Annotated in this window: 18 protein-coding genes; 15 read left to right on the top strand and 3 right to left on the bottom strand. The window is 34.5% G+C overall.

From position 1 onward, the window contains the following. The first annotated feature begins 2 nt into the window (after window positions 1-2). From serC to PF028_RS04920, 10 genes are all read left to right on the top strand, one after another. Window positions 3-1,079: a phosphoserine transaminase gene (gene serC, locus PF028_RS04965; RefSeq protein ID WP_270860250.1), complete on the top strand. Its 1,077-nt coding sequence runs from the start codon at window positions 3-5 to the stop codon at window positions 1,077-1,079. Window positions 1,080-1,475: 396 nt separating this feature from the next. Then, complete coding sequence (locus PF028_RS04960; RefSeq protein ID WP_270860249.1) at window positions 1,476-3,530, top strand: TonB-dependent receptor; 2,055 nt, start codon at window positions 1,476-1,478, stop codon at window positions 3,528-3,530. Next, on the top strand, window positions 3,490-4,497 hold the full coding sequence (locus PF028_RS04955; RefSeq protein ID WP_443101094.1) for a FecCD family ABC transporter permease: 1,008 nt from the start codon (window positions 3,490-3,492) through the stop codon (window positions 4,495-4,497). The genes PF028_RS04960 and PF028_RS04955 overlap by 41 nt, the downstream gene beginning before the upstream one ends. Further along, window positions 4,494-5,267: an ABC transporter ATP-binding protein gene (locus PF028_RS04950; RefSeq protein ID WP_270860248.1), complete on the top strand. Its 774-nt coding sequence runs from the start codon at window positions 4,494-4,496 to the stop codon at window positions 5,265-5,267. Before PF028_RS04955 ends, PF028_RS04950 begins: the two co-directional genes overlap by 4 nt. Before the next feature lie 183 nt (window positions 5,268-5,450). Next, window positions 5,451-6,242: an ABC transporter substrate-binding protein gene (locus tag PF028_RS04945; RefSeq protein ID WP_270860247.1), complete on the top strand. Its 792-nt coding sequence runs from the start codon at window positions 5,451-5,453 to the stop codon at window positions 6,240-6,242. Continuing rightward, complete coding sequence (locus tag PF028_RS04940; protein WP_270860246.1) at window positions 6,239-7,624, top strand: radical SAM protein; 1,386 nt, start codon at window positions 6,239-6,241, stop codon at window positions 7,622-7,624. Before PF028_RS04945 ends, PF028_RS04940 begins: the two co-directional genes overlap by 4 nt. Next, window positions 7,621-8,136, top strand: coding sequence for a flavodoxin family protein (locus tag PF028_RS04935; protein ID WP_270860245.1), 516 nt, complete (start codon window positions 7,621-7,623; stop codon window positions 8,134-8,136). The genes PF028_RS04940 and PF028_RS04935 overlap by 4 nt, the downstream gene beginning before the upstream one ends. Window positions 8,137-8,151: 15 nt before the next feature. Next, the gene (locus tag PF028_RS04930) at window positions 8,152-8,805 is read left to right on the top strand and encodes a MotA/TolQ/ExbB proton channel family protein (RefSeq protein WP_270860244.1); all 654 of its coding nucleotides are present in this window, start codon (window positions 8,152-8,154) and stop codon (window positions 8,803-8,805) included. Further along, window positions 8,798-9,202 (top strand): biopolymer transporter ExbD, encoded by a 405-nt coding sequence (locus PF028_RS04925; protein ID WP_270860243.1) that lies wholly within the window; start codon window positions 8,798-8,800, stop codon window positions 9,200-9,202. The genes PF028_RS04930 and PF028_RS04925 overlap by 8 nt, the downstream gene beginning before the upstream one ends. Next, the gene (locus tag PF028_RS04920; RefSeq protein WP_270860242.1) at window positions 9,195-9,965 is read left to right on the top strand and encodes an energy transducer TonB family protein; all 771 of its coding nucleotides are present in this window, start codon (window positions 9,195-9,197) and stop codon (window positions 9,963-9,965) included. The genes PF028_RS04925 and PF028_RS04920 overlap by 8 nt, the downstream gene beginning before the upstream one ends. 40 nt (window positions 9,966-10,005) lie before the next feature. Here PF028_RS04920 and PF028_RS04915 read toward each other — a convergent pair whose 3' ends face one another. Next, window positions 10,006-10,743, bottom strand: coding sequence for a HugZ family heme oxygenase (locus PF028_RS04915; RefSeq protein ID WP_270860241.1), 738 nt, complete (start codon window positions 10,741-10,743; stop codon window positions 10,006-10,008). A gap of 148 nt (window positions 10,744-10,891) precedes the next feature. Here PF028_RS04915 and PF028_RS04910 point away from each other — a divergent pair, with 148 nt between their 5' ends. Next, entirely contained in the window at window positions 10,892-12,115 is a 1,224-nt protein-coding gene (locus tag PF028_RS04910) for an MFS transporter (RefSeq protein ID WP_270860240.1), read from the top strand. On the opposite strand, the gene PF028_RS04905 is transcribed toward PF028_RS04910, so the two are convergent. Continuing rightward, window positions 12,112-12,483, bottom strand: coding sequence for an HIT family protein (locus PF028_RS04905; RefSeq protein ID WP_270860239.1), 372 nt, complete (start codon window positions 12,481-12,483; stop codon window positions 12,112-12,114). The genes PF028_RS04910 and PF028_RS04905 overlap by 4 nt on opposite strands. A gap of 73 nt (window positions 12,484-12,556) precedes the next feature. On the opposite strand from PF028_RS04905, the gene PF028_RS04900 reads away from it, so the two are divergent. Further along, window positions 12,557-12,940 carry a hypothetical protein gene (locus PF028_RS04900; RefSeq protein WP_270860238.1) on the top strand — a complete coding sequence of 128 codons (384 nt, stop codon included), beginning with the start codon at window positions 12,557-12,559 and terminating at the stop codon, window positions 12,938-12,940. Here PF028_RS04900 and PF028_RS04895 read toward each other — a convergent pair. After that, window positions 12,937-14,265 carry a sugar transferase gene (locus tag PF028_RS04895; protein ID WP_270860237.1) on the bottom strand — a complete coding sequence of 443 codons (1,329 nt, stop codon included), beginning with the start codon at window positions 14,263-14,265 and terminating at the stop codon, window positions 12,937-12,939. The genes PF028_RS04900 and PF028_RS04895 overlap by 4 nt on opposite strands. A 292-nt stretch (window positions 14,266-14,557) precedes the next feature. On the opposite strand from PF028_RS04895, the gene PF028_RS04890 reads away from it, so the two are divergent. The 3 genes from PF028_RS04890 to PF028_RS04880 all read left to right on the top strand — a co-directional run bounded on the left by PF028_RS04890 (window position 14,558) and on the right by PF028_RS04880 (window position 18,134). Continuing rightward, window positions 14,558-15,805 carry a Wzz/FepE/Etk N-terminal domain-containing protein gene (locus PF028_RS04890; RefSeq protein ID WP_270860236.1) on the top strand — a complete coding sequence of 416 codons (1,248 nt, stop codon included), beginning with the start codon at window positions 14,558-14,560 and terminating at the stop codon, window positions 15,803-15,805. 21 nt (window positions 15,806-15,826) lie between these two features. Then, window positions 15,827-17,077, top strand: a complete 1,251-nt coding sequence (locus PF028_RS04885) for an oligosaccharide flippase family protein (protein ID WP_270860235.1) — start codon at window positions 15,827-15,829, stop codon at window positions 17,075-17,077. Between the two features lie 67 nt (window positions 17,078-17,144). Next, the gene (locus tag PF028_RS04880) at window positions 17,145-18,134 is read left to right on the top strand and encodes a Stealth CR1 domain-containing protein (RefSeq protein ID WP_270860234.1); all 990 of its coding nucleotides are present in this window, start codon (window positions 17,145-17,147) and stop codon (window positions 18,132-18,134) included. Window position 18,135: the final 1 nt, after the last annotated feature.

Here is an 18,135-nt window from a genome sequence, read left to right as displayed (position 1 = left end):
AAATGCAAAGAGTTATAAATTTTAGCGCAGGTCCTAGCACGATACCGCTAAGTGTCCTAAAACAGGCACAAGACGAGTTTTTGAACTATCAAGGACGCGGATATTCGATTATGGAAATTTCGCATAGAACGAAAGTTTTTGAAGAGGTCTTGCACCAAGCTATGGATAGAGTAAAATCACTTTACGGATTTAGCGATGATTATGCCGTGCTTTTTTTGCAAGGGGGCGCTAGTTTGCAGTTTGCGCAAGTGCCGATGAATTTATGCAACGGCGGTGTCGCAGAATACGCAAATACGGGCAACTGGACAAATAAAGCGATTAAAGAAGCCCAAATCTTGGGGATAAATTACAAGGTCGTAGCAAGTAGCAAAGAGAGTAAATTTGATCATATCCCTGTGGTTAAATTTAGCGACGATGCCGATTACGGCTATATTTGCTCAAATAATACGATTTACGGAACGCAGTATAGTGAGCTTCCAAAATGCAAATGCCCGCTAGTCGTCGATAGTTCGAGCGATCTTTTTTCTCGCCCTGTGGATTTAAGTAGCGTTGGACTTTTTTACGGCGGAATTCAAAAAAACGGCGGCCCGGCAGGCGTAACGCTTGTGGTGATTCGCAAAGATTTGCTTGATCGCGTGGAAAATACAAAAACGCCTTTGATTTTGCGATATAAAACGCAGGTTGAAGCCGATTCTATGAGCAACACGCCAAATACTTTTGGCATTTATATGCTAAATTTAATGCTTTCTTGGATTGAAAATTTAGGCGGGTTAGGCGAAATTCACAAACGAAATGTAGCAAAAGCCGAGCTTTTATACGGCACGATTGACGAGCTTAGCGATTTTTACAAAGGTCATGTAAAAAAAGATAGCAGAAGTCTTATGAATGTGGTTTTTAATATCGCAAACCCTGAACTTGAACCGCTTTTTGTCAAAATGGCAGAAGCTAACGGCATGATAGGACTTAAAGGGCACCGCGTTTTAGGCGGAATTCGTGCTTCGATTTATAATGCTATAACGCTAGATAATGTCCAAACTCTTTGCGAATTTATGAGAGAATTTGCGAAGAAAAATGGGTAGATTACTATACTAAATGGGCTTAAATTCGCGCTTTATAGGCTTTGCACACACAAACCAAGTGTGCTTTGCTTAAAAGCGTGAATTTTTTAATTACTACGCCTATAAATTTACAAACTTCACAATTTAAATATAATCTAATTTTAAAAATTTACAAAACTTAAATGTCTGGCTAAATTTGTATAAATTTAGCACAAAACTAGCAAAAAAATTACGCTTAAATTTACAATTCTTTTTGAAAATAATTTTTATTTTATCAAGATAAATAAATTTATTGATTTTAATTATTAATTAAGATTAAATTTGATAAATTTTTGCAATTTTAAATTTTAAATCATTATATATAGTTATTTTAAATTTTATATTTGATTATAATTATTATTTAATAAAGGAGAATTTATGCTAAAAAAAGTTATTTTTTTTAGTGTGTCGGCTAGTTTAGCTTTGGCAAATTCAGTTGAATTTGATGAGATTGTCGTAACGGCAACCGGATTTGAAGGAAAACTAAGCGATGAGGTGCGAAATGTCTATGTTTTGGGCGAAAATGAAATCCAAGAACGCGGATATAGAAGCATAAAAGAGGCATTAGAGAAAATTCCTAGTGTTGAATTTATCAACACAGGCGGTATCGGAAATAAAATCGATATGCGTGGTCAAGGTGCTCGTGCAAATACTGCCGTAAAGGTGCTTATAAACGGCGTTCCTATGAATATGATTGATTCGGCTCACGGAATCGTGCCTTATGAAATGATAGCAATCGAAGATGTCGAGCGCATAGAAGCTATGCCGGGCGGCGGAGCCGTTCTTTATGGAAGCGGCACGAGAGGCGGCGTTGTAAATATCATCACAAAAAGAACCCCGCGAGATTTTTACGCAAATATCGGCACAAAATGGGGCAGTTATGATTATAAAGATTTTACGACAAATGTCGGCGGAAATGCAAGTGAAAATTTGTTTTTGAAATTTGGAGCCAAAGTCTTTGATACGGATGGCTATACGCGTGATTTTCACGAAAAAGGATATTTTCTAAACGGCACGATGGATTGGCAAATCAGCGAAAATCAAAGCCTATTTTTTATGCCAAGTTTTTACAAAGGCAAAATAAATTCGCCGTTTGAAGGGCTAACATTGGCACAAGTTTTACAAGATCGCCGTGCAAATCCGTATCCAGGTTTTACGGGCGATGAAGATATGAAAAGAGTTGATTTGACATTTGATTACAAGGCTAAAATCGGCGATAACTTTACGCTAAATGTTTTGCCGTATTATCAAAGAGTAAAGATTAAAAATAATAGCGATTATGCCAAAGCCTACGGAAGTCCATATTTAGCCTATGAAACTAACGGATTGTTTGGCGACACAAAATACGGACTAAATATAAAGACAAAATTTGATTATGATAGCGGGGAGTTAGTCTTAGGGTATGATTATATTTTAAATAAAGGCGACAGAGAATCTCACACATTTTACAAAATCGATATGGGTAGAATGCAAATGTCTCATCATATTGACACGGTTTTGGGGCTAGATAAAACAACACATGCCTTTTATTTTATGGAAAAACAAGAATTTGGCGATAAATTTGATCTAAATTTTGGAGCGAGATTTGAAAGGGCTAAATTTGATATAACTAGAAACACAGCCCAAGAGATGAGCGCTACTATACCAATTCCTGCGATGAATACCAAAACAAATGCAATCCATACCCAAAAATCAAACCAAAACAACTACGCACTTGAAATCACGCCAAATTTCAACTATTCATCTAGCGGAAATATCTATGCGAAATTCGAAAGGGGCTATGTTTCGCCATCGCCAAATCAACTAACCGATAAAAATCCAACCACAAAAGAGTATAGTTTTAACGGGATTGATAGTGAAGTTTATAAAACCTATGAAATCGGCTTAAAAGATGAAATTTTTGGCTCATTTGTGAGTGCGACTCTATTTTACACAGATTCAAAAGATGAGATCATAGAAGTGATGCTTGGCGGTCATGGCGATGGTTGGCGATACTACAACCTTGATAAAACTCGCCGTTACGGGGCTGAGCTTTTTGCAAGTCAAAAACTGTTTGATAAATTTAGCATAAGCGAGAGCTACTCTTTTGTCGATAGTAAAATCAAAGAAGGCAATAACGCAGGAAAAGAAGTTCCGTTTGTCTCTAAACATAAATTCGTTCTTGGAGCAAGTTATGAGCCGATTAAAAATTTGAAATTTTGGAGCGATGTGAAGTATTATTCGAAAAAATTTGATAGTTATTATGAAAGAATTCCTGCAAAAACGATTGTAGATGCAGGATTTAACTACAAATTTGCAAACGGATTTAGCGTAGGTGCTGGTGTAAAAAATCTTTTCAATAAAAAATACTACGAAGCACAAAGCGTAAAGCAAGATAGTTATTATCCTGCCAATGAGCGAAATTACTATGCCGAATTTAAATACGATTTCTAAATTTAGCTTTATTTCGGCTTTTTTGTTTGTGATTTTAGCGTTCCTATCTTTGATGATAGGAACGGCTAATATAACTTTTAGCGATATTCTCGCCTGTATTAGCGGTAACCAAATCGATGAGATGAAAAAGGTAATTTTATTTCAAATGCGGCTTCCGCGCCTAGTAATGGGCTTAATCGTTGGTATGCTACTAGCGACTTCCGGCGTGGTTGTGCAAAGCGTGTTTTTAAATCCTGTTGCAGATCCTTATATCATCGGTATCGCTTCGGCGGCTACTTTTGGAGCGGTGATAGCGTATTTGCTTAAAATGCCAGATATTTTTTACGGAATTTTTGCATTTTTTTGTGCGGCAGGTTTGTCGTTAGTTATTTTTAAACTTGCTAAAAAAAACCGAAGTATCGCAACGCTTTTGATTATCGGTATGGCAATTTCAGCTTTTCTTGGTTCATTTACGGCATTTGCGACATATCTCATCGGCGAAGATAGCTTTAAAATCACGGCATGGTTAATGGGATACATAGGCTCAGCTTCGTGGAGCAAAATTTTGATTTTGCTGCCGCCTTTAATGGTCGTTATGATATATTTTTACACAAAAAGGCATGAACTAAATATCATTTTAAGCGGCGATGAAGAAGCCAAAAGTCTTGGCGTAAATGTAGAAAAGAGCAAGAAAAATTTACTCATCGCTTCATCTTTACTTATCGGATTTTCGGTCGCATTTACAGGTATGATAAGCTTTGTTGGCTTAATCATACCGCACACTTTAAGAATGCTACTGAAAACTTCGAGCAACGCTATTTTAATCCCGACATCTGCCGTTGCCGGCGGGATATTTTTGATATTTTGCGATTTGATTGCAAAAAATATTTTAAGCCCAATCGAAGTGCCAATCGGCGTTGTAACTGCATTTTTTGGTGCGCCGTTTTTTCTATTTTTAGCGTTAAAATCTGTTAGGGGTATAAGATGAGCGTTTGCGTTAAGGATTTGAAATTTGGATACGGCGCAAATTTAACACTTGATGGCGTAAATTTGGAGCTAAAAAAAGGCGAATTTGTGGGAATTCTAGGACCAAATGGCTGCGGTAAATCAACGCTTTTAAAAAACATAATGCGAATTTTGGATTTAAAAAGCGGTTATATCGAAGTAGTACAGAAAAATTTAAAAGAGTATAGCCTAAAAGAGTTAGCCAAAATTTTGGGCTTTGTTCCGCAAAAAACAGCATTAAGTGTGCCACTTAGTGTGGAAGAAATTTTGCTTATGGGGAGATTTTGTCATTTAAAAAGCGAATTTAGTGGTTATGAAAAGCAAGATTACGAAAAAGTTAGCGAAGTTATGGAGCTTTTAGATATTTCTAAATTTGCAAAGCGAAATGCTTATGAGCTAAGCGGTGGTGAATTTGGGCGAGTTTTGATCGCAAGAGCGTTAGTTAGCGATCCGCAAATTTTGCTTTTAGATGAGCCAACGAGCGCACTTGATTTAAATTATGCATTAAACATTATGAAAATTTGCAAAAAACTAACTAAGGAGCTAAATTTATTAAGTGTTATGGTTATTCATGATTTAAATTTAGCGGCACTTTTTTGCGATAAAGTTTTTATGCTACGAAGTGGCAAAATTCGCTATCAAGGTAGTCCAAAAGAGCTTTACACAAAAGAAATTTTGCGTGAAATTTACGATTTAGAGTGCGAAATTTTATATCACAAAAACGATCCATTTATCGTTTTATCAAAGGATTGAAGGAAACATTGTAAAAATGTTTGCGATAGTAAACAAGTAACTTTTAGTAGTATGATATTAGTTCGCAAAGCCATAGCCGTGCGCTTTTGGCACGGCTATGATTGCTTTGCTCAGGTGCAGGGAGCGTAGCTCCCGCTCGTAAAGACCGGCTTTGCCAGTCTGCGAAATTAAAAAGGAGTAAAAATGAAAAAAAATATCCTAGTTTCAGTTTTTCTTGCCTGTGTTTTAGGGGCAAAAAATTTAGTCGTGCTTGATCCTGCGGCAGTGGAAATTTTATATATGCTTGAAGCAGAAAGCCAAATTTCAGCCATTTCAAGCACAACGATGTCAAAAATTTACCCAGAAGAAAAAACGGCAAATTTGCCAAGCGTAGGAACTTACATAAAGCCAAATTTGGAAAAAATCGTTGAACTCAATCCCGATTTAATCATCACTAGTTTTCACTCGGCAAATGCAGGAAATGATTTGAAAAATCTAAATTTTCCCTCAATGGAGCTAAAAGCCGACAGTCTAAATCAAATTTGCCAAAATACAAAAAAGCTCGGCGAAATCACAGATAAAAGTCAAAAAGCAGACGAGCTTTGTGCGGGTATGGAAAAAATCTTTGAAAATAAAACAGCTTTAAAAGATAAAAGTGCGATTGCCTTTTTTTCGGCAAATCCGATGATGGCTTTTACTGATACGACCTTGCCCGGTGATATTATCGCTAAATTTGGTATGAAAAATCTTGCAAGCTCACTTCAAGGCTCTACGCCGATAATTTCGAGCGAATTTATACTTTCGCAAAATCCCGATTTTATCATTATGGTTGGCTTAAATTCGGACTTGGATAGCTTTTTAAAAAATAATCCCATTTTATCTCAAAGCAAAGCCGTAAAAAACGGTAAATTTATAGTCGTTCCTAGCACGATACTGCGCGGAAGCCCTAGAATTAGCATTTTAATAGAGCAAATTTATGGAGAGCTTACAAAATGAACGGCGAAAAAAACGGCTTAAATTTGGCAAATTTACCACAAGATATTCGTGAAAAACTTGAAAAAAGCGGTATGGATTTAGAAAATTTGCCAAAAGCCATGCTAGAAAAACTACAAAAAATGTCTTCGCATAGTGGCGGCAAAGAGATAAACATGGATAATGAAAATCCGTTTAAAGAGCGCATAAAAACGCACCATAATGAGCGAATTTTTCCGCCTGTGCTAGCAGACGAAAATGAGCTATTTAAAGCGTTAAATTCGCCAAGTGGCAGCGAAGATTGCGTGATTTATTTTCATATACCATTTTGTGACAATATCTGCTCGTTTTGTTCGATGAATCGCACGAAGTTAGCTGACGAACTTGATAGTTACACTGAATTTTTACTCGGCGAAATCGCTAAATTCGGCAAGACGGAGTATCTAAAAAGTAAAAAAATCAAAAGTATTTATTTTGGCGGTGGCACACCGACAACGCTAAAAGAAAACCATTTTGAGCGAATTTTCGCTGCGATTTTTGAGAAATTTAGCGTCGATGAAACCTGCGAAATCAGTTTAGAAAGCACTTTGCATAATCTAAGCGTAGAGAAAATAAAATTTTTACAAAATATCGGCGTAAATCGTTTTAGCATAGGGATTCAAACTTTTAGCGATCACGGACGAAAGTTTTTAAACCGCGTTTATAACGGCAAAGGAGCGATTAAAAAACTAGCAAATTTGCGTGAGAATTTTGACGGACTTCTTTGCACCGATATAATCTACAACTATCCAAATCAAAGCTTAGACGATGTTAAATTTGATGCAAAGCAAATTTTGGGTTTAAATATCGATAGCACGAGCTTTTACTCGCTTATGTATTTTGACGGCGCAAAGCTTTCAAAAGACGGCAAAGAATTTGAGTATGATTTGCAAACCGATTTAAATTTGCATAACGAATTTGCAAAAACTCTGCTTGAAAGTGGGGAATTTGAGCTTTTGGAGCTTACAAAACTTGCTAGAAAAAATCGCGATACTTACGAATATATTCGCCATACGCACAAAGGCACGGATATTTTGCCTTTGGGAAATGGCGCAGGTGGTAAGATAGCTGGTTTTGGTATGTTTGGTATGGCAGGGCGAAAAATGATAAGCAAAATTTCGCCAAAACAGGCTGAATTTGAGAAACTTTGTAATCTTTTTCAATATGATTGCCTAGATTTGAGCGAATTTAAAAATTTGAGCGAACAAACCTGCAACGAGCTTTTTGAATTTTTAAAAAAATGCGAAAATTTAGGTTTGGCAGAGCTTTTTTGCGGCAAATTTAGACTAAATTTAAACGGAGTTTTTTGGGGAAACAATATCGCAGTAAATTGCGCAAATATCATTAAAAAGGAGTTTATAAAATGAGTAAAAAAATTATTATTTATTCATCACTTACGGGAAACACGGCAAAAGTTGCAAACGCAATCGCAGAAGAAATCGGTTGCGAGAGTGTGAGTTTTAGCGAATTTAAGGGAAATTTGGACGAATTTGATTTTATCGGCATTGGTTTTTTTGTCGATAAAGGCGGAGCAGATACAAAATTTACTAAATTTTACAAAGAAAATATCAAAAACAAAAAAATCGGCGTTTTTATGACTTTGGGGGCAGAACCCAAGAGCGAACACGCTAAAAAATCTTTGCAAAAAGTAGAAGACGAGCTTATGGAAAACGGTTGCGAAGTCCTTTGTGATTTTGCGTGTCAAGGTGCGATTGATCCAAAACTAATTGAGATGATGAGAAAAATGGCAGAAAAAGGAAATTCGCCCCACCCCATAACTCCCGAGCGCGAAGCAAGGTGGGCAAATGCGGCTTCTCACCCTGATGAAGCCGATTTAGCCAACGCAAAAAAGGCATTTGAAAAGATAAAAAATTTATAAATTTAGGAATTTAAAATGGAAATTTCATTTTTATCGCTTTATCAAAATGCTCATATAGTCGTTAAAATCGTTATTTATATTTTAACGCTTTTTTCGATTATTTCATGGTGCGTTTTTGTTGCTAAGGTTATTGGCTATGAAAGACTTGCAAAAAGCATAAAAAAACAAAGGCAAACGGCAAAAAACCTAAAAAGCTTATCAAATGCAAATTTTGAAAAAAACAGCCTTGGCGAAGCTTTTGTCAAAGAGATAAAAAGCGAAATCGATATGTCTATGCCGAATTTGGATTTGGATATAAAAGAACGGATCAAAAATCGTTTGGAGATAAAAACGGCGTTATTTGTATCTGAGTCTAAATTTGGAAGCGGAGTTTTAGCTAGTATCGGTTCATCAGCCCCTTTTATAGGGCTTTTTGGCACGGTTTGGGGCGTTATGGATAGTTTTATCGGCATTGCTTCGCAAAATAGCGCTAGTTTAGCCGTCGTAGCTCCCGGAATCGCAGAAGCACTTTTTGCTACTGCCATCGGCTTAGCAGCTGCGATTCCTGCGGTGCTTTTTTATAACTACATCATCAAAAAAAATGCAAATTTGAGTGTCAAAGTGGGTGAAATAGCAACGCTACTTTTAATCACCGCTAGTAGGGATATTTCAAGGGCAAAAAATGATTAAGGTAGAAAATGAAGTAGAGCTTAGCGATATAAATGTAACGCCGTTTATCGATGTTATGCTTGTTTTGCTTGTCATTTTTATGGTTGTTACGCCGCTTATGACAAGCTCTGTTAAGGTTGAACTTCCAAAAGCAACAAATTCAAAACAAGACATAGAAGACAAACCGATAATTTTATATCTAAACCAAGACGATGAGATTATCATTTCGCAAAAGGTTGTAAATTTGGAGCAAATCGGCGAAAATTTGGACGAATTATCGCAAAATGATAAAGAAAAAACGATTTTTTTGCAAATGGATAAAAGCACAAATTACGAAAGATTAATGCAAATCGTGCAATCGGTCAAGCAAAGCGGATACAATAAAATCGCACTTTCAATGGAGATTAAAAATGAATAATACAAAAATTTGGTCATTTTCTCTGGTGTTGTCGTTTTTGTTTCACAGCAGTGTTTTTGCCTTTTTTTTGATAAATAAAAAGCCAAATGAGAATTTTTTAGACGGCATTAACGCGCAAATCGGCGAATTTGCAAGTGTAAATTTTGTGGCAAATGTGCCTGTGGGTGAGCTAAAAACCATCTCCGAAGAAAGCATAGAGCAAGTCGTTGAAGAGACGCCAAAAGAGATTATAGAAGAAAAAATTTTAGCACAAGAAGATATTCAAAGTCCTGTGGAGATAAAAAAAGAAGAGATTGTAGAAGAAAAGCCAAAACCCATAAAAAAGCCAAAACCCGTGAAAAAACCGGCAAAAATAGCGAAAGAAAAATCCGAGCAAAAAGTTCAAAGCACGGCTAGTGCGCCTGTTTCTAGCCAAAATGTTGGCGAATTTAAAACCCAAGTGCAAGGAAATGAAGCAAAAGCTCTAAAAGCTAGTTGGCAAGGGCTAATAAAAAGACATATAAATAAATTCAAAAAATATCCACAAAAAGCGCGTAGAATGAGAAAAGAAGGCATTGTTACGATAAGCGTAAGTATCGATAAAAACGGAAATGTTTTGAGTGCAAGTATCAAAAAAAGTAGCGAATTTGCCGATTTGGATGAAGCAGGACTTGAACTTTTTAAAAAGGCTTCCCCGATACCTGCACCGCCTAGCGAAATAATCGGTATGAATTCGCAAATGACATTTAATATGCCGATTAATTATAATTTAAAAGATCGTTAAAAAATAGTTTTTAAATAAATTTAGGGCGTTTTGCCCTAAATTATTTTTCCATTTTGTGTGGCATTTTTCCGCCGACGCGAGAGATGACTTTTAGGGCGTCTGTATCGAACGCAGCGCCAAAGCCATTTACAAGGCGACCTTTGCCAAGAGCGAATTTGACAATATGAAAATCGCTCATTTTTTTAATCATTTCAAATGCGCTTTCGTTTTTAAATTTTTCTTCGAATTTAGCTAGAATTTCATCGTTTTTTGGGGTAAATTCGGCACTAGCGTTAAAACTAACTCTACGCCTTGCAAAAATCGTTTTGGCTTCATTTTCATTTTGCAAGAAAAGAATTTGCACCTTATTTGGCGCATTTTTTATCGATTTAAAATGCTCTGCAATCTCAGAAAGCAAAACAAAAATTTTATCTCCAACCCGCACAAACGGCGCATACGAAGCGGTGCAGTGTTCGCCAAGGTCGCTAGAAATGATAACGCTTTGAAAGCTATCGATAAATTCAACCATTTCCGAGCTTATTTTTTCAAATTCATCGCCTAAATTTAGACTTTTTAAAACTTCCATTATCGCAAAGCGGTAACCTTCGCCTTGTGTGTTTGCAGGGCGTAAAAATGGCACTTTTACTACGCCTTTATCGCAAGAAATTTCCATGCCGTTTTGATTTATTGCTATAAGCTTGACATTTTGTGGATTTTTAAATTCGCTAAAATGTTTGCAAAATTTTACTAAAATATCGTGACGATCTGCGTTCATGTGGTCTATTGCTCGTTTTTCCATTGTAAATTCCTTGAATAAAATTTTGCGTAATATTATCAAAAAAGATTTAATACAAAATAAATCTTAATTAAAATAAAATTTGCAAATTTAGCTTAAAATTTGAACGAATTTAACAATTCGCTTTGCAAAATTTAAGTATAATTACCTTATGAAAAATCCATTTTTGTCGCTAAAATATCGCAATTTCAGAATTTATTGGGTCGGAATGAATTTATCCTTAATCGGCTCGTGGATGCAGGTCATCGCGCTTCCGTGGCTGACGCTGATTATCACAAATGACCCATTTAAAGTTAGCCTTGTAGCGACCTTGCAGTTTGCACCGGCTTTGCTTTTTACACTTTTTAGCGGTGCGATTTTGGATAGATTTAACAAAAAAGCGGTTTTGGCGTTCGCACAAATCGGTATGATGATAATCGCTTTTATTTTTGCATTTATGGTTTTTACCGATTCTTGTTCGTTTGAGCGAATTCTCATTTTTTCTTTTATCAACGGCGTTTTTAACAGCATTGACGCGCCAAGTCGCCAGTCGATGGTTTATGATCTCATTGACGATAGAGAAAATTTGCCAAATGCGATTGCGCTAAATTCGGTATCTTTTAATACCGCGCGAATTTTAGGACCATCTTTGGCTGGGATTATAATGGCTGTTTTTGGCGTTGGGTATTGTTTTTTATTTAACGGCGTTAGTTTTTTTGCGATTTTAATCTCGCTTTATTTTATCAAGTTAAAAACCGAGCAAAAGACGCAAAATTCGGAGCCTTTGCACATTTTTAAATCGATTAAAGAAGGCTTCATTTATGTTTTACACAAACAAATTTTAAGCGAAGTTTTGCTGATTTTGCTTATTATCGCCACTTTTGTGCCAAATTACAATATCACGGTTTCTGCCTTTGTCAAATTTGTTTTGCAAGGCGGCGAAAAGACATTTGGTTATATGATGGCGTGTTCGGGTGTGGGTGCGTTTGTAGGGGCGTTTTTCGTGGCTAGTTTTGGCAAATTTGAGATAAAATATATAAGAATTTTATCTGTTGTTTCAGTCCTTTTGCTAAGCTGTATCGGGCTTGTTAGCAACTTTTATTATGCCTGTTTTGTTCTGGCTTTAACCGGATTTGCCTTTCTTTTGACAGCCTCAAACATCAACTCGACCTTGCAGCTAAATACGGCAAATGAATTTCGCGGCAGAGTGATGAGTATTTACACGCTTGTTTTTCAAGGAAGCACGCCGTTTGGTGCTTTGTTTGCCGGGTATTTTACCGATAAATTCGGTGCGAAATTTGGTTTTATTATGTGCGGCGTTGTGGCTGCAATTTTACTTTTGGTGCTTTTTAATCGAAAAAGATTAAGAAGAAAAATCAAAACTCGCTTAAATTAAACAAATTTCTTTTTCAAATTTGCATTTAAAATCTCGCAAAATTCGTTAAAATTTGGCAAATTTAGATCTGCATTTCGCTGTTTTTTGCCCCACATGCTCTCAGGGAAAAAACTATCGTTTTTAAAACGAGCTTGGATATGAAAATGCACCCTTGGGACATAGTTTGCAAAACTTGCGATATTGATTTTATCGGGATTATAAAAACTTCGCATAGTTTTTTCGCACTCTAAAATCGTTTCAAAAAGCCGTTTTTGCGTCGCTTCGTCGCAATCACTTAGCTCTTTGAATTCGGTTTTTGTAAAGATTTTTATCCATGGAATTTCGGCAGTTTCAGGCTCGATAAAAATCAAATTATCTTCGTAAATCATAATTTTTCCTTTGTTAGATTTGATTAAATTTTAAAGCAAATTTGATTAAAATCAGCTCAAAAAAAGGATAAAAATGCGCATTGCGATTGTGATTTATGATAAATTTTCTTTGTTAAATTTAGCTATGATTTGCGAAAAACTGCACAAAATGAGCGAGTGTGAGATAAAAATTTGTTCATTAAATGAAAGCGTAAAAGATAAATTCGGTTTTTTTGTAAAACCTGATATTTATTCTGCTAGCTTAGACGGATTTGACGGCGTGATTTTATGCGACGGAGAAAATGAAAATATAATTTATGATGAGATTTTTTTAGGTTGGATACGAAGTGGTTTTTTTGCAAAAAACAAAATTTCTTTTGGCAAAAGCGGAGAAATTTTTTCCAAAGCAGGATTTGAAAATTTCACAAATTTAAACGAATTTGACGAGAGCAAATTTACGCAAATGCTATCTTTTTAACTTGCACTTTCCCTAAATAAAACAAGTTTAATCGTTTTTAAAATAATAACGAAATCCATATAAAGTGTCCAGTTTTTGACATACCAGATATTCATTTTTACTCTATCGCCAAATTCTGATTTTTCTCTATCGTTGATTTGGGCTAGTCCGGTGACACCTGGTCGAACCATCAAAACAATGTCTCTTTCATACACCGTCGCATCTCCCATCTCAAACTCTTTGGCTAACACAGGGCGAGGACCAACGATGCTCATATCGCCTTTTAGGACATTTATGAGTTGCGGGAGTTCGTCTATTGAAGTTTTACGCAAAAAATTTCCAAGTTTTGTTATGCGAATATCGTTTTCATATTTGTGATATTTTTGATAATACTCGATTTCTTGCGGATTTTCTTCAAGGTATTTTTTAAACATTTCATCGCAATTTTCTCTCATCGAGCGAAATTTCAAACAACCAAAAGTCTTGCCATATCTGCCCATTCTAGGGTGAGAGAAAAAAATGCTTCCTTTTGGTTCATTTATTTTCATCGCCACAATTACGATAGCGAAAATCGGCACAAGCAAAGGCATAGCAAGGATTATCATAGAAATATCAAAAAGACGCTTTGTAATCCTATTTATCGGCTTTAAAAGCGAATTTTCTAGCATAAATAAATTCGTGCGAGAGTTAAAAAGGCTGAAAATTTCGCCATTTGAGTAGTCATAACCTTCCAAAGCAGGGGTGAAAACCACTTCTTTATGTGTTAAGATATTTTCCTCTACAAGCCGATCTAGCTTATCTAGCGTTATGTTGTTGCGATTTTGGATAAAAATCGTTTCGTAGTCGTTCCCGCGAGTAAGCTTGTAACCCAAGTATGTATTTTTAAAAATTTCTCGTCTAAATTCGCGTGTGCCGTTTATGACTTTTACCTTTTTTTGCCAAAAACCGGCTTTATAAAGCAGTTTTTTTATAAAAAATTTAGAAGTCGGTATCAAAAAAGCCATAATAGCAAAGCTTAAAATCATTGCCATACGAGAATTTGTTATATTTTTATTCAAAGCTAAATAGCAAAATACCAAAACACAAGCAAAAACGCACGAGCGAAAAATCAGCAAACTTTCATGCCAAAAGTCGTATCTTTTTGTGTAAATTCCGTTGTAAATGAAAGAAAATATCAAAACAAAATAGATAAAATAAAAATTTACATAGTTTGAATAATACTGCGGTGAATTTGGAAAATTTGGAATTTCGACTAAATTTCGTATCCAAACAGCAGCCAAAAGCGATAAAAATATGCAAAAAATATCACACACAAGCAGAGTCAAAACTGAAATTTGTTTTTTCATATAAATTCTTTCATTTTTTTATCAAATTTTCAAACAAATTATATTAAGATAAGATTTAAAATTTGCTGATATAATAGTAGTTTTAACAAAAAAAAAAAAAACGATTTTTTTGTGAATTTTATCTGCAAAATTTTGGGCAAAATTTGGGAGAAATTTTTGAAAAGTATAAAACGCGTCATAGCTTACGGCACATTTGATATGCTTCGATGTTTTTCAAAGCACTATTTTCAAAACGAACATCTAAAATTCCAACAACATAGATAAAAAAAGATTTAAAAGACAAGGAAAACAAATGAGTGAAAATTTAATGAATTCAGCCAATTTGCAAAACGATGAAATCGATATTTTCGAGTTACTAGGCAAAATTTGGAAAGGCAAATTTAGCATTGCTATGATTACACTAGCGTTTTTCGCGTTAGGTGTTTTATATACCATAATCGCCACGCCGTGGTATAGTGCAAAGGCTAGAATTTCGGTGCCTTACTACAAAAATATAAGTGAAAACAAAAAAGAGCTTTTTGCTAATGCGGATATGATAATAAATAAAATTCAAAGCAAATATATCGACGCTCTTAAAGGTCAGCCAAAAGAGAGTGCATTTGTAGAAAAGATAGCCCCTGCTAAAATGAGCGGCACAAAAAACAACCTAAGCGATTTTTTTGATATAGAAGTTATGGGCAAAAGTAACGACGATGCTGTCGCTTTGATAAATCAAATCGTTAAAGAAGAGCAAGAAATTTATAAATCAAACATATCTTTGCAAGAAAGTCGCATTAAAAACGCTCTTTATAATGCAGATGTGAAAATAAAAACTTTGCAAAATAGTCTAAAAAATAGCGAAATTCAAATAAGCCATATCCAAAATATGCAGCTTCCAAAACTTGAAAATCGCATAAGACAGATAGAAGAAATTTTTATGCCAAACAAAGACAAGGAAATAGCAAATTTACAAAATATAGTCTTGCCAAATGACAAAAAAGCTTATGATGAGCTTATAAATAATGTAATTCCGAAACTGGACGCAGAAATTCAAAGCATAGAAAAAGAGCTAAAAAATCCAAATTTAAATCAAAATAACGCAATAGTTCTAAAAGAGCGACTAAATGATTTGCGAAATCGCTATATGAGTGCGACCACGACGACAAAACAAAAATTTGAGCACGATTTGCACGATAGTGAATTTGTAAAAATTCCTAATCTTTTGAAAGATAAAGAAAATTTGCTTGTATCACAAACGGATTTGCAAAATCAAATTCAGACTAAAAACGACGATATAGTTAAAATTCAAAACTCCATAGATGAGAAAAAAGATGAAATTTCAAAACTAGAAAATCAAAAAGAGATTTTAAAGGCGAGTTTAGAAAAACAAAATTTAAGCAATGTCATCATAAAAGATGACATTATCATAACTAGCAAATCCCCTGTGAAGCCTAAAAAACTTTTAATCGTAGCAATCGCTACATTTTTAGGTGGCATTTTGGGTGTATTTTGGGTTTTGCTAAAAAGCGAAATTCAAGCGAGAAAAAATCTAAAAGCCTAAAAAATTTTAAAAAGCGATAAAATGGCGATAAACCCTAAAATAGTAAAAAATATAGCTTGGCTTTTATGCGAACACGGAGTTAGAATAGTAATGGGATTAGCTGTTACTATGATTTTAGCTCGTGTGTTAAGCGTAGAAGAGTATGGGAATTTTCAGTATATTTTAGGACTTGGTGTTATTTTTTCTGCTCTTTCGTATATAAATCCAGCTGAAATCGTTGTTCCGCGCCTAACAAATGCTGATGCCGCAGAACGCAAAATAATAATGGGAAACGGCTTTGTTATAAGGTTTGTTTCGTCGGTGGTTGCGTATTTAGCGTTGCTTTTGTTTGTATTTTTTACAGATGACATAAAGATATTTTATTTAAGTATTGTTATGGCTTCATCTATTTTGGTTAATGAATCTTTTGGCATAGTAACTGCTTATTTACAGTCGCAAACTATGATAAAGTATCGCGCTGTTTTGGTGATGATAACTCACATAATCAAGCTTATAATGTTTTTGGCTTTATATTATCTTGGTGTTAAAAATATCTACGCTTATGGTTTTGTAATGGCATTTGAGTTATTCTTGATAGCATTTGGACTTTTGGTAGTTTATAGAAATTTAACAAAAGAGTGGTTTTTTACCTGCGATAAAGAGCAAATTTATAAATTCTTAAAGTTAGGCTTACCATTTTTTGCTGGGATTATTTTGATGATAGTTTGTAAGCGGGTTGATTTTGTTTTTTTAAAACATTTGGGCGATGAATTTTCACTAGGGCTTTATACTTCTGCCATATCGCTTCTAAATATCGTAATTGCGATTTCACCGATAATCGCAATCTCATTTGCGCCACTTTTTGTTTATAAATTTGACGATATAAAAACTATAAAATCAAATGTCTTAAAGCTTAGCTTTGGTATGTTTGTTTTGGCGATTTTAACGGCAGTTATTTTGTATTTTTTAGCACCATTAATCATAAATTTGATTTTTGGAGTCAAATTTAACGGCGCAATTCCTGTATTTAAATTTCTGCTTTTTACGCTACCTTTTATATTTTTAAACGAAGCTTTAAACATCTATATCATCAAAATGCAACTAGGCAAAATTTTGATTTACAAATGGGCATTGGTTTTGCTATTTTCGACTCTGTCTTATATCGTCTTTATACCAAAATTTTCAGCCTATGGCACGGTTGTAGGATATGGCGTGGGATATTTAGTAGCGTGTTTGTTTGGATTGTGGGTAATGTTTAATAATAAAAATTTAAAGGTTGTAAATGGAAAATAAACCCTTAATTGCAGTGATGGTTTCCTAAATTTATAAAAATTTTCCAAAAAGTAAAGAAAGGTAAAATATGCAAATAGATTTTGTAATTCCTTGGGTAGATGGGAGCGACCACGAGTGGATAAAGGAGTTCAATAAATATTGCCCCCAAGATAAACAAATAGATACAAGCAATATTAGATACAGAGATAACGGATTGTTAAAATATTGGTTTCGCGGTGTGGAAAAATTTGCTCCATGGGTTAGAAAAGTTCATTTTATCACAAACGGCCAAAAGCCAGAGTGGCTAAATTTGCAAGCACCAAAACTAAATTTCGTTAAACATAGTGACTATATTCCAAAAGAATACTTGCCAATTTTTAGCTCCCATCCAATCGAACTTTATATGCATAATATAAAAGATTTATCTGAACATTTTGTATATTTTAATGATGATACTCTTCTGACAAATTTCATAGAACAGGAATTTTTCTTTAAGGATGGTTTGCCGTGTGATTGTGCTATATTAAATGTAAATGCACCAAAATATTTTGCACATATTTTGCTAAATAATTGTATCGAAATAAATAAAAATTTTAATTTTTATAGTGTTATAAAAAATAATTTTTTTAAATGGTTTAATTATAAATATGGCTTTGATATGCTAAGAACTATATTTTTATTACCATATCCAAGATTTAACGGTTTTATAGATTGGCATTTTGCACAACCATTTAAAAAATCCGTAATAAAAGAAGTTTGGGATAAATGCGACGATGTTTTATTGGATACAATGAATTCAAAATTTAGAAATATTACAGATGTAAATCAATATTTGTTTAGATATTGGCGACTTTGCAAAGGTGAATTTCATCCAACAAATTTCGGAAATAAAAAATATTTTGATTTTGGTTATAAAAAAGCATCAAATGTAGATGAACTATGCAATGCAATTAAAACTAAAAAATATAAAGAGATTTGCATAAATGACGGCGAAATAGAAAACTATGATGATATTATGCAAAATGTCCAAAAGGCTTTTGATAGTATTTTGCCAGAAAAATCAAAATTTGAGTTATAGG

The organism is Campylobacter sp. CN_NE2 (genome assembly GCF_027797465.1).
In the GTDB taxonomy this organism is placed as follows: domain Bacteria; phylum Campylobacterota; class Campylobacteria; order Campylobacterales; family Campylobacteraceae; genus Campylobacter_B.
The sequence above is the reverse complement of the archived record's forward strand: the minus strand, read 5'-3'. Positions and strand labels throughout refer to the sequence as shown.